General features: G+C 53.0%; 12 protein-coding genes. 5 read left to right on the top strand and 7 right to left on the bottom strand.

Going from position 1 to position 12994, the window contains the following annotated elements; all coding sequences use genetic code 11:
* Positions 1–24: 24 nt before the first annotated feature.
* On the bottom strand, positions 25–1305 hold the full coding sequence (locus tag COO59_RS03060) for a YeaH/YhbH family protein (RefSeq protein WP_103058381.1): 1281 nt from the start codon (positions 1303–1305) through the stop codon (positions 25–27).
* Positions 1306–1399: 94 nt separating this feature from the next.
* Positions 1400–3334: a protein kinase YeaG gene (yeaG, locus tag COO59_RS03065; protein WP_103058382.1), complete on the bottom strand. Its 1935-nt coding sequence runs from the start codon at positions 3332–3334 to the stop codon at positions 1400–1402.
* 424 nt (positions 3335–3758) lie between these two features.
* On the opposite strand from yeaG, the gene COO59_RS03070 reads away from it, so the two are divergent.
* A complete protein-coding gene (locus COO59_RS03070) occupies positions 3759–4508 on the top strand; it encodes a MipA/OmpV family protein (protein ID WP_103058383.1) in 750 nt (249 codons plus the stop codon).
* A gap of 74 nt (positions 4509–4582) precedes the next feature.
* Positions 4583–5434: an aldo/keto reductase gene (locus COO59_RS03075; protein WP_103058384.1), complete on the top strand. Its 852-nt coding sequence runs from the start codon at positions 4583–4585 to the stop codon at positions 5432–5434.
* Between the two features lie 61 nt (positions 5435–5495).
* On the opposite strand, the gene COO59_RS03080 is transcribed toward COO59_RS03075, so the two are convergent.
* Both COO59_RS03080 and gapA read right to left on the bottom strand, forming a co-directional pair.
* Complete coding sequence (locus COO59_RS03080) at positions 5496–6383, bottom strand: D-hexose-6-phosphate mutarotase (RefSeq protein WP_103058385.1); 888 nt, start codon at positions 6381–6383, stop codon at positions 5496–5498.
* 77 nt (positions 6384–6460) lie between these two features.
* Positions 6461–7459, bottom strand: a complete 999-nt coding sequence (gapA, locus tag COO59_RS03085; protein ID WP_103058386.1) for a glyceraldehyde-3-phosphate dehydrogenase — start codon at positions 7457–7459, stop codon at positions 6461–6463.
* 342 nt (positions 7460–7801) lie between these two features.
* Between gapA and msrB the strand changes: the two genes are divergently transcribed.
* Together msrB and COO59_RS03095 are read left to right on the top strand one after the other, a co-directional pair.
* On the top strand, positions 7802–8212 hold the full coding sequence (gene msrB / locus COO59_RS03090; RefSeq protein WP_103058696.1) for a peptide-methionine (R)-S-oxide reductase MsrB: 411 nt from the start codon (positions 7802–7804) through the stop codon (positions 8210–8212).
* Between the two features lie 4 nt (positions 8213–8216).
* Positions 8217–8498: a YeaC family protein gene (locus COO59_RS03095; RefSeq protein ID WP_103058387.1), complete on the top strand. Its 282-nt coding sequence runs from the start codon at positions 8217–8219 to the stop codon at positions 8496–8498.
* A gap of 30 nt (positions 8499–8528) precedes the next feature.
* On the opposite strand, the gene pncA is transcribed toward COO59_RS03095, so the two are convergent.
* From pncA to sppA, 3 genes are all read right to left on the bottom strand, one after another.
* Entirely contained in the window at positions 8529–9140 is a 612-nt protein-coding gene (gene pncA, locus COO59_RS03100) for a bifunctional nicotinamidase/pyrazinamidase (RefSeq protein WP_103058388.1), read from the bottom strand.
* Positions 9141–9154: 14 nt separating this feature from the next.
* Positions 9155–10171 (bottom strand): asparaginase, encoded by a 1017-nt coding sequence (gene ansA, locus COO59_RS03105; protein ID WP_103058389.1) that lies wholly within the window; start codon positions 10169–10171, stop codon positions 9155–9157.
* A gap of 94 nt (positions 10172–10265) precedes the next feature.
* Positions 10266–12122, bottom strand: a complete 1857-nt coding sequence (sppA, locus tag COO59_RS03110) for a signal peptide peptidase SppA (RefSeq protein WP_103058390.1) — start codon at positions 12120–12122, stop codon at positions 10266–10268.
* A gap of 172 nt (positions 12123–12294) precedes the next feature.
* Here sppA and COO59_RS03115 point away from each other — a divergent pair, with 172 nt between their 5' ends.
* Positions 12295–12846 (top strand): NAD(P)H nitroreductase, encoded by a 552-nt coding sequence (locus COO59_RS03115; RefSeq protein ID WP_103058391.1) that lies wholly within the window; start codon positions 12295–12297, stop codon positions 12844–12846.
* The last annotated feature ends 148 nt before the right edge of the window (positions 12847–12994 follow it).

Consider the following 12994-nt stretch of genomic DNA (forward strand, 5'->3'; position numbering starts at 1 on the left):
TAGCGGTCTAATTTAATTAATGAATTAGCTCACCTCACTGGCCTGCTTATGAAACAGCTCGCGGAAGACCGGATAAATATCTTCCGGTTCACGGATATGCTGAATCGCAAAATTATCAAACGAGGCCTGAAGATGCTCATATTCGCGCCACAGCGTTTGATGAGCGCGGCGGGTGATTTCGATATAGCTATAGTAACGCACCACCGGCAAAATATTTTTTGCCAGTATTTCATGGCACAGCGGTGAGTCATCAGCCCAGTTATCGCCGTCGGATGCCTGCGCGGCGTAAATATTCCACTGCGTCGAATCGTAGCGCTCTTTTACCACCTCATCCATCAGCTTTAACGCGCTGGACACAATGGTGCCGCCGGTCTCCTGCGAATAGAAAAACTCCTGCTCATCGACTTCCTTCGCCTGGGTATGATGGCGGATGTAAACCACCTCCACATTTTTATAGGTACGGCTCAGAAACAGATACAGCAAAATATAGAAGCGTTTTGCCATGTCTTTGGTGGCCTGATCCATGGATCCTGACACGTCCATCAAACAAAACATTACCGCCTGGCTGGACGGCTCCGGTCGTTTTTCAAAGTTTTTGTAACGCAGGTCAAAGGTATCAATAAAGGGAACCCGCTTGATACGCGCCCGTAGCTCAGCGATCTCTTTGCGCAGCCGTTCTTCTTCCAGCAGCTGAGCCGGCTCCGTATTTTCCACCGCCAGCAGGGTTTCCTCCAGATCATGTAACGTGCGGCGTTTACCTGCGGTCATCGCGGTACGCCGTGCCAGCGAATTTTGCAGCGAGCGTACAACGCTGATGTTGGCGGGCACGCCGTTAGAGGTAAAGCCAGCGCGATGCGTCTTATATTCATTCATCTGCCGCTGCTGCGTTTTACGCAGGTTGGGCAACGCCAGATCCTCAAACAGCAGATCGAGATATTCATCCTTCGAGATTTGAAAAACAAATTCATCCTGACCTTCGCCATCCTGGCTGGCGTTGCCCTGACCGCTACCTCCGCCGCCACCGCCGCCCTGAGGCCGCTCTACGCGGTCGTTCTGCACAAAATGATCGTTACCGGGATGAACGCGATGATGGGTGCCGCCGCGTCCCTGGTGGAAAACAGGTTCATGAATGTCATCTACCGGAATAGAAACAGATTCACCACTCTCAACGTCGGTAACCGAACGTTTATTGATGGCCTCGGAGATCGACTGTTTGATTTGCGACTTGTAGCGGCGTAAAAAACGCTGACGGTTTACCGCGCTTTTATTTTTGCCGTTCAGCCGCCGATCGATAAAATAGGCCATAGCTCCCCCAAACAACGTTGCAAGCAGGGTCGGACATAATGTCCGACCGCTTTACTATCGCTTCCGTTACGTTTATAGGCTGGTACGCCTTAACTTATGATGATTTGCGCACGCGCAGGTACCATTCGCACAGCAGACGAACCTGCTTGCGGGTGTAGCCTTTTTCCATCATGCGGTCGACAAAATCATCATGTTTCTTCTGCTCGTCGGTTGACGTTTTCGCGTTAAAAGAGATAACCGGCAGCAGCTCTTCGGTATTGGAGAACATTTTCTTCTCAATTACCGTGCGAAGCTTCTCATAGCTGGTCCAGTTAGGATTACGTCCACTGTTCTGGGCGCGGGCACGCAGCACAAAGTTGACGATTTCGTTGCGGAAATCTTTAGGATTACTGATACCGGCTGGCTTCTCAATTTTCTCCAGTTCGGCATTCAGCGCTTCGCGATCGAACAGCTGACCGGTATCCGGATCGCGATACTCCTGATCCTGAATCCAGAAATCCGCATAGGTAACGTAGCGGTCGAAAATGTTCTGACCATATTCCGAATAGGATTCCAGGTAGGCGGTCTGGATCTCTTTACCGATAAACTCTGCGTATTTAGGGATCAGATACCCCTTCAGGAATTCCAGATACTTCTCGGACAATTCCTGCGGGAACTGCTCGCGTTCAATCTGCTGTTCCAGTACGTAGAACAGATGAACCGGGTTAGCCGCAACTTCGGTATGATCGAAGTTAAATACCCGCGACAGGATTTTAAACGCGAAGCGCGTTGACAGCCCGTTCATCCCTTCGTCCACGCCGGCATAATCGCGGTATTCCTGATACGATTTTGCTTTCGGATCGGTATCCTTCAGGCTTTCCCCATCGTAGACGCGCATTTTTGAGTAAATACTGGAGTTTTCCGGCTCTTTCAGACGTGAAAGAATCGAGAAGCGAGCCAGCGTTTCCAGCGTGCCCGGCGCACAAGGAGAGTGCGTCAGCTCGCTGTGGTTAAGCAGTTTTTCGTAAATCTTGATCTCTTCCGAGACGCGCAGGCAATAGGGCACCTTAACGATGTAAACACGGTCAAGGAACGCCTCATTGTTTTTGTTGTTGCGGAACTGCACCCATTCCGATTCGTTGGAGTGCGCCAGAATAATGCCGTTAAACGGCAGGGCGGAGATACCTTCCGTACCGTTGTAGTTCCCTTCCTGAGTTGCGGTTAACAGCGGATGCAGCACCTTGATAGGCGCTTTAAACATCTCTACGAACTCCATAATGCCCTGGTTGGCACGGCACAACGCCCCGGAATAGCCGTAGGCATCGGGATCGTTTTGCGCGTGGTTTTCCAGCTTACGAATATCTACCTTACCGACCAGTGCGGAAATATCCTGGTTATTCTCATCACCCGGTTCGGTTTTAGCGATGGCCAACTGTTCCAGAATCGACGGCCAGACCTTAACAACTTTAAAACGGGTAATATCGCCGCCGAACTCATGCAGCCGTTTTGCCGCCCATGGCGACATAATGGTGCCCAGGTAACGGCGCGGCACGCCATATTCTTTTTCAAGAATGTTGGCATCCTCCTGTGGGTTAAACAGGCACAGCGGATGGTCGTTAACCGGGCTACGTTCGCCGTCAGCGCTCAATACATAAATAGGTACGCGCTGCATCAGCGACTTTAAGCGTTCGGCGAGCGAGGATTTACCGCCGCCAACCGGGCCCAACAGATACAGGATCTGTTTTTTCTCTTCCAGACCCTGAGCCGCATGTTTCAGGTAAGAAACGATTTGTTCAATCGCTTCCTCCATCCCATAAAACTCTTCGAAGGCCGGATAACGTGCAATGACACGATTTGAGAACAGTCGGGAAAGGCGAGGCTCCTGGGCAGTATCGACCATGACTGGCTCACCGATGGCCATCAATAGTCTTTCTGCCGCGTTGGCGTATGCACTGCGATCCTGCTTACAGGTAACCAGAAATTCCTGCAGTGTGAACTCTTCGTCCTTGGCAGCTTCATAACGCTGACGATAGTGATCGAATATATTCATAGCGATGCCCGTCCTTTCGTTTTTAGCACAGGTAATGGAAGCGTTATAAAAGGTGTATCAGCTTCCGGAAGTTATTCTCTTAGGAGTACAGCAACCCTTATGCCAACCTGATGTATTTTTATCGGGGTACACAACTGTAATGGTTACTCTGCTCGAATGAATCTCATAGGTTACTTTTAACTGTAGATGGCATTTCAGAAATTTTCTTTAATGCTATTTAATTTCAACGGGAAAGTAGGGCCGGTAATAAGCATTGCCCTTGCAGGGCGCGGCCTGAGACGATTTTGTAAATAAGCGGAGAGCGATCTCAGCAAAGTGAGCCGTTCTTTCCTTCAAATATGTCAAAATGTATTAAGGTTTAAACCTGCTATACAATGGCGTTAAAATACGCCTTCAATTGTTATATTTATGGAAGAAATATATTGTGAACCGTTTCAAAATTAGCGCGCTTGCTTTGCTTTTACCTCTTGGTGGCACTGTCCAGGCAGAACAGACTTCTCCGCTCACGCTGGGTGCGTCAATCGCGTATGCGCAAAGCCCCTATAAAGGTGGCCAGGATCGTTATCTGCCGCTGCCGGTAATCAACTATGAAAGCGACAGCTTTTGGTTGCGTACGCTGCAGGGCGGTTATTACCTGTGGAAAGATCAACAGGACCAGCTTTCCGTGACCCTGGTCGGTTCGGCACAGCGGTACGATCCGGATGATAACGATCTGGGCGCGATGAAAGGGCTGGATGAGCGCCGCATGACGCTGTTAGCCGGTCTGGAGTATCGTCACCTGGCTGACTGGGGTATTGTGCGTACCAATCTGCTTGGCGATGTGCTGGGCAAAAGTGACGGTATTATCTGGGATCTAACCTACCTCTATCGCTTTGACTTCGGGAAGTTCAGCCTGGCGCCTGGCATTGGCGCGACCTGGACCAGCGCTAATCAGAACCGTTATTACTATGGCGTTTCCGGTCATGAAGCGGCGCGCACCGGCATCCGTCGCTATCAGCCCGATGACAGCTGGAGCCCTTACCTTGAGCTAAGCGCCAACTATCGCCTGACCGAGCGTTGGAATACCAGCATCTATGCGCGCTACACGCGACTGGCTGATGAGATCAACGATAGCCCGATGGTCGATAAGAATTCTCAACTGACGACCTGGGCCGGTATCAGCTATAGCTTTTAAGCCTCTACGCTAAGACGGGGCGGTTACCGCTCCGTTGCGCCTGGCTGGTGCGCCCGCTGTATAAAGGAGGAAAGATGGGCAAAAGTATACAATTTGCTGAAGATCTGACGCTGCCGGCCATCGGCCAGGGCACCTGGTATATGGGCGAAAAAGCCGATCGACGTCAGCAGGAGGTTGCTGCCTTACAGGCAGGGCTGGAATGCGGTTTAACGGTGATCGATACCGCTGAAATGTATGCGGACGGCGGGGCAGAGGAGGTCGTTGGCGAGGCGCTACAAGGAAGGCGCGATCGCGCCTGGCTGGTTTCGAAGTTTTATCCCTGGAATGCCGGTGACGTTGATGCGGTGGAAGCCTGTGAACGCAGCCTGAAGCGTCTGAAAACCGATTACCTCGATCTCTATCTGTTGCACTGGCGCGGTAATGTTCCCCTTGAAGAGACGATCCGCGCGATGGAAAAGCTTCAGCAGCAGGGGAAAATCCGCCGCTGGGGCGTTTCTAATTTTGACTGCGACGATATGCAGGAGCTTTGGCAAGAGCCAGGCGGCGGTGCCTGCGCGGCTAACCAGGTGCTGTATCATCTCGCCTCGCGCGGCATTGAGTTCGATCTGCTGCCTGCCTGTCGTCAGCGCCAGCTGCCGATTATGGCCTATTGTCCGCTGGCCCAGGCGGGACGTTTGCGTCGTGATTTAATGACAAACCCCGAACTGAGCGAGATGGCCCACCAGCTGGGGATTAGCGTAGCGCAGCTGCTTTTAGCGTGGGTGATTCGTCACCCTGGCGTGATGGCTATTCCCAAGGCCAGCAGCATTAGCCACGTGCGTGAAAATGGTGCCGCGTTAACGGTAACGTTAGATGAGACGCATCTGCGGCAAATCGATCTGCTGTTTCCGCCGCCGCAAAGTAAACAGCCGCTGGACGTTGTCTGACGAAGCAAACAGACAGGCCGGGCGATTGTCCGGCCTCAGGCTATGAGCAAGTTTCCCCGCGTTACGTTATCTGGCGCTTTTTACGCAGGCGGAAGGTGGTGGCAAGGCGTGCCGGCTGTTCTGGCGCGCTTTTCATTGGCGCGTTGATACGTGCCGTTTCTACACAAACCATGGTTTGAAAGCCATCGTTCGCCATATCGCCCATGCTGCAGGATAATTCCACGCCCGGATTCCAGGTAACCACATCGCTATGGTAATGGTGGTAAACCTCAAGCACGCGCTGCCCGGATTTATCGTGGATCAGGCTGCAATCTTCCGGCTGTGTATAAATACGATCGACCTGTCCGGCATAACGCTGTTTACCGTCAGCAGAGGTTCCCTGTTCGCCGCCTTTAACTTTATCGATAAAGTGCGGGCCCAGACCGCTGACCTCCACCTGCTGAATATCCGCCACGTTAAAATAGCTGTGCAGGGCGCAGGTCGCCTGGTATTCACCGTGAGCTTCCAGTTCGATTTCGCAATGTTCGCCCAGGCGGAAGCGCGCAATTAAAGTGAAATCATGCGGCCACAACGCTTTGGTCTGTTCATTGCTTTCCAGCACCAGCGTCAGCAGGACGTTGTCATTATTTTCATCGTGAGCAGACAGCGTCCAGGGCTGATTACGCGCAAAACCGTGTGCCGGTTGACCAGCCGGGCCAAACCAGGGCCAGCAGATCGGCACGCCGCCGCGAATCGCTTTACCGTGGTTAAACGCCGTTTTTTCACTTAGCCAAATAACCGGTTTTTCGTCGTTTGGCTGCCAGGCGATAAGCTGTGCGCCCTGCAGAGTAATAGCCGCGCGCACTTTCGGATGGTTAACGACAATAACCGGCAGCTCACCGATCTGTCGTTGGCTAAGGTAAGGGGAGATCTGGTTTACCACGGGAAGCGAAAAGATTTTTTCGGTCATGATGTTACCTTGCTGGAATTCAGACGATAAAAAAGGGCGACCGTAGTCGCCCTCTAAGCTTAGTCTGTCACCGTTACTTATTTAGAAGCAACCAGCGCGACCAGATCCAGAACTTTGTGAGAGTAGCCGGTTTCGTTGTCATACCAGGAAACCAGTTTCACGAAGTTGTCGTTCAGTGCGATACCGGCAGCGGCATCGAATACGGAAGTCAGGGTTTCGCCGTTGAAATCGGTAGAAACCACGGCATCTTCGGTGTAACCCAGAACGCCTTTCATGTCGCCTTCAGAAGCGGCTTTGATTGCTTCACAAATTTCTTTGTAAGAAGCAGGCTTAGACAGACGCACGGTCAGGTCAACGACGGATACGTTCGGAGTCGGAACGCGGAACGCCATACCGGTCAGTTTACCGTTCAGTTCCGGCAGTACTTTACCTACGGCTTTAGCTGCGCCAGTAGAAGACGGGATGATGTTCTGAGCAGCGCCGCGGCCGCCGCGCCAGTCTTTATGAGACGGGCCATCAACGGTTTTCTGCGTAGCGGTGGTAGCGTGAACGGTGGTCATCAGGCCTTCAACGATACCGAATTTGTCGTTGATGACTTTAGCCAGCGGCGCCAGGCAGTTGGTGGTGCAGGATGCGTTGGAAACGATGTCCTGGCCAGCATATTTGTCAAAGTTAGCGCCGCGAACAAACATCGGGGTATCATCTTTAGACGGGCCGGTCATTACCACTTTTTTCGCGCCAGCAGCGATGTGTTTACGTGCAGTTTCGTCGGTCAGGAAGATACCGGTTGCTTCTGCTACTACGTCCACACCGACTTCGTCCCACTTCAGATTAGCCGGGTCTTTTTCAGAGGTAACACGGATTTTTTTGCCGTTTACGATCAGCGCGCCGTCCTGTACTTCAACGGTGCCATCGAAGCGGCCGTGCGTTGAGTCATATTTCAGCATGTACGCCATGTATTCCGCGTCCAGCAGATCGTTGATTGCAACGATTTCAACGTCAGAACGCTGCTGCGCAGCACGGAAAACGATGCGACCGATACGACCAAAACCGTTAATACCTACTTTGATAGTCATATATTCCACCAGCTATTTGTTAGTGAATAAAAGGTTGCCTGTAAAATTACAAAATCCTTACCAGGCGTCAAGCGGAATCGTGTCAATTATTGCGACAAATCAATCCGGTGATAGCGGATTTACCGGTAAAAATCCGCTTCCGCGACTATTCCCCGGTAAGAGTTTTACGTCTCGATCACCGAATATAAAGGCCTGCCTCGGCTGGAAAGTGATCTGCATCACAATTTGGCGGTTAGGCCACTCACAAAACTCGCCAAGCACAAAATATTAAGCTGTTCTTGTTAACTGTTTGTTAGAATACTAGCCGATTTTTCCAGAATGACACTGCCAGAGACAATGAAAATGGCTAAAGAACTGAACGATCGTACGCCTGATAACCAGCTTAGTGAAATGCAACTCTATGTCACGCAGCAGCGGGGCACGGAACCGCCGTTTAGCGGCGCGCTGTTGCACAATAAAGCGGAAGGCATCTATCACTGCCTGGTTTGTAATGCGCCGTTGTTTTTATCGGAAACCAAATATGACTCCGGCTGCGGCTGGCCCAGCTTTTATCAGCCTTATCGCGAAGATGCGATTCACTATCTGGAAGATAATTCACACGGAATGCATCGGATCGAAATTCGCTGCGGCAGCTGCGACTCTCACCTTGGTCACGTCTTTCCCGATGGTCCTCAGCCGAGCGGCGAACGCTACTGTGTTAATTCAGCCTCGCTAAGTTTTAGCGATAATGATGGCAATCAGATTAAAGGTTAAATCGATGAAACCTGAACTCAATGCGATGGTCGAAGCCATGACCCCCGATATTTATCAGCGTCTGGTAACGGCAGTGGAAATCGGAAAATGGCCAGACGGCGTGGCGCTAACGGAAGAGCAAAAAGAGCATTGCATGCAGCTGGTTATGCTGTGGCAGGCGCATCATAACCATCAGCCACAGCACATGAGTATCGGGGCGGGCGGAGAACTGGTCACCCGTTCGAAACGCGAACTGAAAGAAGAGTTCGGCATTGGTGACAGCGTCACTCGTATCACCCTGCAATAATTATCCCGCCATAACGGCAGGATAATTATGTTACTGGCGGATCAGCGCGCCGCTTGACGCCATATCCGCTAATGCCTGAGCGCTGTCCTGTGGCTGTAAGTTAACGCCGCGGCAGCCTTCAGCAATCACCTCAACCTCGTACCCCAATTGCAGCGCGTCCAGTACGCTAAATTTTACGCAGTAGTCTGTCGCTAATCCCATCATCACCAGCCGGGTAACGCCCTGCTGACGTAGCCAGGCGTCCAGCCCGGTCTGACGACGGTGACCGTTATCAAAAAAGGCGCTGTAGCTATCAATATCAGGCTGCTCACCTTTATGAAATATCTTATCGATCAGAGCACGGTTAAGTGCCGGATGAAAATCAGCGCCCCGGCTGTGCTGGACAGCATGATCGGGCCACCAGATCTGTGGCAGGCCGTTCAGCTCGCCCTGAGTGTTTACCGCTTCACCGGAAACCGAGGCAAAGCTGCCGTGGTTGGCCGGGTGCCAGTCCTGCGTTGCAATAACCGGTTCGCCGCGCTGATGAAACGCCTCGGCCAGCTGATTGGCGACGGCAATAGTCGCGTCGCCGTCGGCCACTGCCAGCGCACCGCCTGGACAAAAATCATTCTGCAAATCGATAAGGATCAGAGCCTGGGTCATAATAGATTCCGCTATCAGTTATCAGAGGTTAGTTCGCCCCGCAGATTTACCTGCATCAGCTGACGCACTTCATCGCAGCTTAACGGCTGGCTGAGCAAATAGTGCAGTTTGGTCAGGGTGGCCTCTACCGTCATATCGAAGCCGCCGATCACGCCGGCATGCGCGAGGGCATTACCGGTAGCGTAGCCGCCCATATTCACCTTGCCCGACATACATTGCGTGAGGTTAACCACCACAATTCCGCGTTCGGAAGCCGCCCGCAGCTCAGCAAGGAACTCCGCGTTTTGCGGCGCATTACCCACGCCGTAAGAGCGCAAAATCAGCGCTTTTACCGGCTGACGCAGAAAGTTACGCACAACCTCTGCTGAAATCCCCGGATAAATGGTAACGACTCCGATAGGCTGCGGAGTAATGGGATGGACCATCAGCTCGCCTTCGCCCTGCGGCGCGGCAGGCGTATTCAGGCGACGGATATGAATACCCGCTTCCAGCAGCGGCGGCAGATTAGGCGAGGCAAAAGCGTTAAAGCCATCCGCATGGGCTTTGGTGGTGCGGTTACCACGGAAAAGCGTATTGTTAAAAAATAACGTCACTTCCTTAACCGGATAGTTGGCCGCAACGAAGAGCGCATTAAGCAGGTTTTGCTGCCCATCAGAACGCAGTTCCGCCAGCGGGATTTGTGACCCTGTCACAATAACCGGCTTCGCCAGATTTTCCAGCATAAATGAGAGCGCCGAGGCGGTAAATGCCATGGTGTCGGTGCCGTGCAGAATGACAAAGCCATCGTACAGCGCATAATTTTGCCGAATATCGTCAGCAATAGCCTGCCAGTCCTGCGGCGTCATATCAGAAGAGTCGATCAGCGGCTGGTACTCGTGAATGGTAAAGTTGGGCATTTCCGGGCGATGGAATTCCGGCATTGCCGCCAGCTGCTGCTGAAGGTGACCGGAAACCGGAATGTAACCTTGTTCTGAGCGCTGCATACCGATCGTTCCGCCGGTATAGGCAACGTAAATGGATTTTTTTTGCATGAAAAGCGACTCAGCTTTGCGGTAAAACTGAAGTATACGGTAAAGCCCAGGGAAGAGCAGCCCGACCAGCAACAACGCCGATCGGGCTGAAAAGTTAGCGCACTTCGCTGCAGGTCAGGCAGAGAGCGTAACGGTTTTGCGGATCGTTCAGCGTTCCCACCAGGCCCGGCTGCTGCTTCATTGCGCTGACCACATCCACCATCGGCGCAGGTAGCCAGGCTTTCAGCGTAGCGGGCAGTATGGCCTGTACCGAAGCGTCCATCTGACCCAGCACCATATCGATAAAGGCGGGTTCATCGGCAAACCAGTTCAGCTGTACATCTTTCAGCTTCGCCAGTTCTGCCGCTTTGGCGATGGCATCATCAAAATCACCCAACGCATCGACCAGACCATTAGCTTTAGCATCTTCGCCGGTCCAGACATGACCCTGTGCGATGCGATCGATCTGTTCAGGCGTTTTCTGCCGCGCTTTCGCCACCAGGCCGATAAAGTTGTGATAGCCGTTTTCAATACTAAGCTGCATCATCTGTTGCACTTCCGTTGGCAACGCCTTCGTACTGGCAACGTCCGCCAGCGGCGAGGTCGCTACGCCGTCGGTATGCACGCCGATCGCATCCAGCGAGTTCTCTACCGTATTAATCACGCCGAAAATGCCAATCGAGCCGGTCAGCGTCGCTGGGCTGGCAATAATGTAATTAGCCGGAGTTGAGATCCAGTAGCCGCCTGAGGCCGCCATCCCGCCCATGGAAACCACGACGGGCTTACCGGCCGCGCGTGCTGCCGCCAGCTCCTGACGTACCACTTCCGAGGCGGTTACGCTGCCGCCAGGGCTGTTCACCCGGAAAACGATCGCTTTAATCGCCGGATCGAGCCGCGCCTGGCGGATCTGCGCAGCGGTGGTATCACCGCCGACGGAACCTGGCGTTTCCTCACCGTCCATAATGGCGCCGGTAGCCAGGATGACCGCGACGTTGCCGTTCTGCGAGCTGGTATCTTTCACCGGATAATCATAAATGCTGATGGCGTTGTAATCCTGATCTTCCTTATCCCAGCCAAACTGTTTGGTAAACAGCCGATCGGTTTCGGCACGGGTCGCCAGCTGATCCACCAGTTTATTCTCTTTCGCATACAGCGCCGTATCACCGCCGGTTTTTTGCAAGCCGCTCAGCAGCCCCTGCGCGCCTGGGAAAAGCTGCTGTACGCTAATCTGACGGTTGGCGGCCACGGTATTCAGGTAGTTTTGCCACAGTTCGCCTACCCAACGGCTGTCGGCTTCACGGGCCGCCGGCGACATATCATCGCGCAGGAAAGGTTCGACCGCAGATTTATAGGTGCCGACGCGGAAAACGTGTGAATTCACCTTCAGCTTGTCGAGCAGGCTTTTGTAATAAAGCGTATTGGTCGCGAATCCGTGTAGATCGACCGTGCCCTGCGGTGCGAGGTAAATTTTATTGGCGTAGCTGGCAAGATAGTATTGCGCCTGGCTATAGCTGTCGCCGCGGGCATAAATCGGCTTGCCGCTGTCGCGGAACTCACGCAGCGCTTTGCCGATATACTGCAGGGAAGGCTGGTCGGCCCCGGCAAAATTACGCAGGTCCAGCACGATACCGGTGATCTTCTCATCCTCTTTGGCCTGACGGATCGCCGCAACCACGTCAAAAAGCGAATTCTCTTTCAGACGATCGCTGCTGGCGCCCAACAGCTGACGGCCAATTTTGCTGAGCTTATTACTGACCGAAGGCTTATCAACCACCACGCCGGAAAGATCGACTTTCAGCGCGCCACGCGGTACTTCCGCCGGTGCGCTGGCGCTTTTAATCTGTAGCCAGATCCCTATGCCAACCAGCAGCAAAAAGATAAGAAATAAGTTGAGGATGCATTCACGAACAAAGTTCAGCACCCGCCATGTCCATTTAAAAAAGCCGGTTATGATTCGCCACAACGTGCGCATGTTTTCTCCCTAATCACCAGACAGAGCGCAGAAAAACAGCTTTTCTGCCAAAATTTCATCCACATCCTAAAGAGCCTCCGGGTAAATGTCAGCAGGAAATCGTACGTGGCTGTAACAAAACGTCAGTCTGTGCTAGTTTGCAGTGAATGCTAATCATTAGGTGGAGGCATCCATGGATGCACTGGATTTACTGGTTAATCGTCGTTCCGCATCGCGTTTAGCCGCGCCTGCGCCGCAGGGTGAAGCGCTGGATAATATTATACGCGCCGGTATGCGCGCGCCGGATCACGGTACGTTACAGCCCTGGCGCTTTCATATTATCGAAAAGCAGGGCCTTGAGCGTTTTAGCGCGCTGCTGGAGCAGGCTGCGCGTGATGGTGAGATGGATGATAAAGCCATTGAAAAGGCGAAGCAGTCTCCGTTTCGTGCGCCGATGATTATTACCGTGGTTGCGCACTGCGTTGAGCATCATAAAGTGCCGCGCCGGGAACAGCTGTTATCGGCGGGCTGTGCGGTAATGGCGATGCAGATGGCCGCCGCCGCGCAGGGTTTTAACGGTATCTGGCGCAGCGGAGCCTGGACGGAGAACGACGCGGTAAGAGCGGCGTTTAACTGCCGCGAGCAGGATGCGATTGTAGGCTTTCTCTATCTCGGCACGCCGCAGCTAAAATCTGCAACCACAGTTTTACCTCCTGATACCGCTCCCTTTGTCAGTTATTTCTGACAGACCGCGCGCCTTTATTTTGGCAGGATAGGTTGATTATCCTGCTTTTTATCCGCTCCGCTGCAGGGATGGCTTATCACGCCAGAGCGAACGCGCTAACATAGACGGCCGCTCTCTGTCAGCGCGAGCGGCCTGATGCTGGCTAAAG

Origin of the sequence: Mixta theicola (assembly GCF_002895925.1) — a bacterium.
GTDB lineage: Bacteria > Pseudomonadota > Gammaproteobacteria > Enterobacterales > Enterobacteriaceae > Mixta > Mixta theicola.

Excerpts from the sequence above, each read along its gene's own strand:
- COO59_RS03060 (WP_103058381.1), bottom strand. The coding sequence starts at position 1,305 with ATGGCCTATTTTATCGATCGGCGGCTGAACGGCAAAAATAAAAGCGCG.
- yeaG (WP_103058382.1), bottom strand. The coding sequence starts at position 3,334 with ATGAATATATTCGATCACTATCGTCAGCGTTATGAAGCTGCCAAGGAC.
- COO59_RS03075 (WP_103058384.1), top strand. The coding sequence starts at position 4,583 with ATGGGCAAAAGTATACAATTTGCTGAAGATCTGACGCTGCCGGCCATC.
- COO59_RS03080 (WP_103058385.1), bottom strand. The coding sequence starts at position 6,383 with ATGACCGAAAAAATCTTTTCGCTTCCCGTGGTAAACCAGATCTCCCCT.
- gapA (WP_103058386.1), bottom strand. The coding sequence starts at position 7,459 with ATGACTATCAAAGTAGGTATTAACGGTTTTGGTCGTATCGGTCGCATC.
- msrB (WP_103058696.1), top strand. The coding sequence starts at position 7,802 with ATGGCTAAAGAACTGAACGATCGTACGCCTGATAACCAGCTTAGTGAA.
- COO59_RS03095 (WP_103058387.1), top strand. The coding sequence starts at position 8,217 with ATGAAACCTGAACTCAATGCGATGGTCGAAGCCATGACCCCCGATATT.
- pncA (WP_103058388.1), bottom strand. The coding sequence starts at position 9,140 with ATGACCCAGGCTCTGATCCTTATCGATTTGCAGAATGATTTTTGTCCA.
- ansA (WP_103058389.1), bottom strand. The coding sequence starts at position 10,171 with ATGCAAAAAAAATCCATTTACGTTGCCTATACCGGCGGAACGATCGGT.
- sppA (WP_103058390.1), bottom strand. The coding sequence starts at position 12,122 with ATGCGCACGTTGTGGCGAATCATAACCGGCTTTTTTAAATGGACATGG.
- COO59_RS03115 (WP_103058391.1), top strand. The coding sequence starts at position 12,295 with ATGGATGCACTGGATTTACTGGTTAATCGTCGTTCCGCATCGCGTTTA.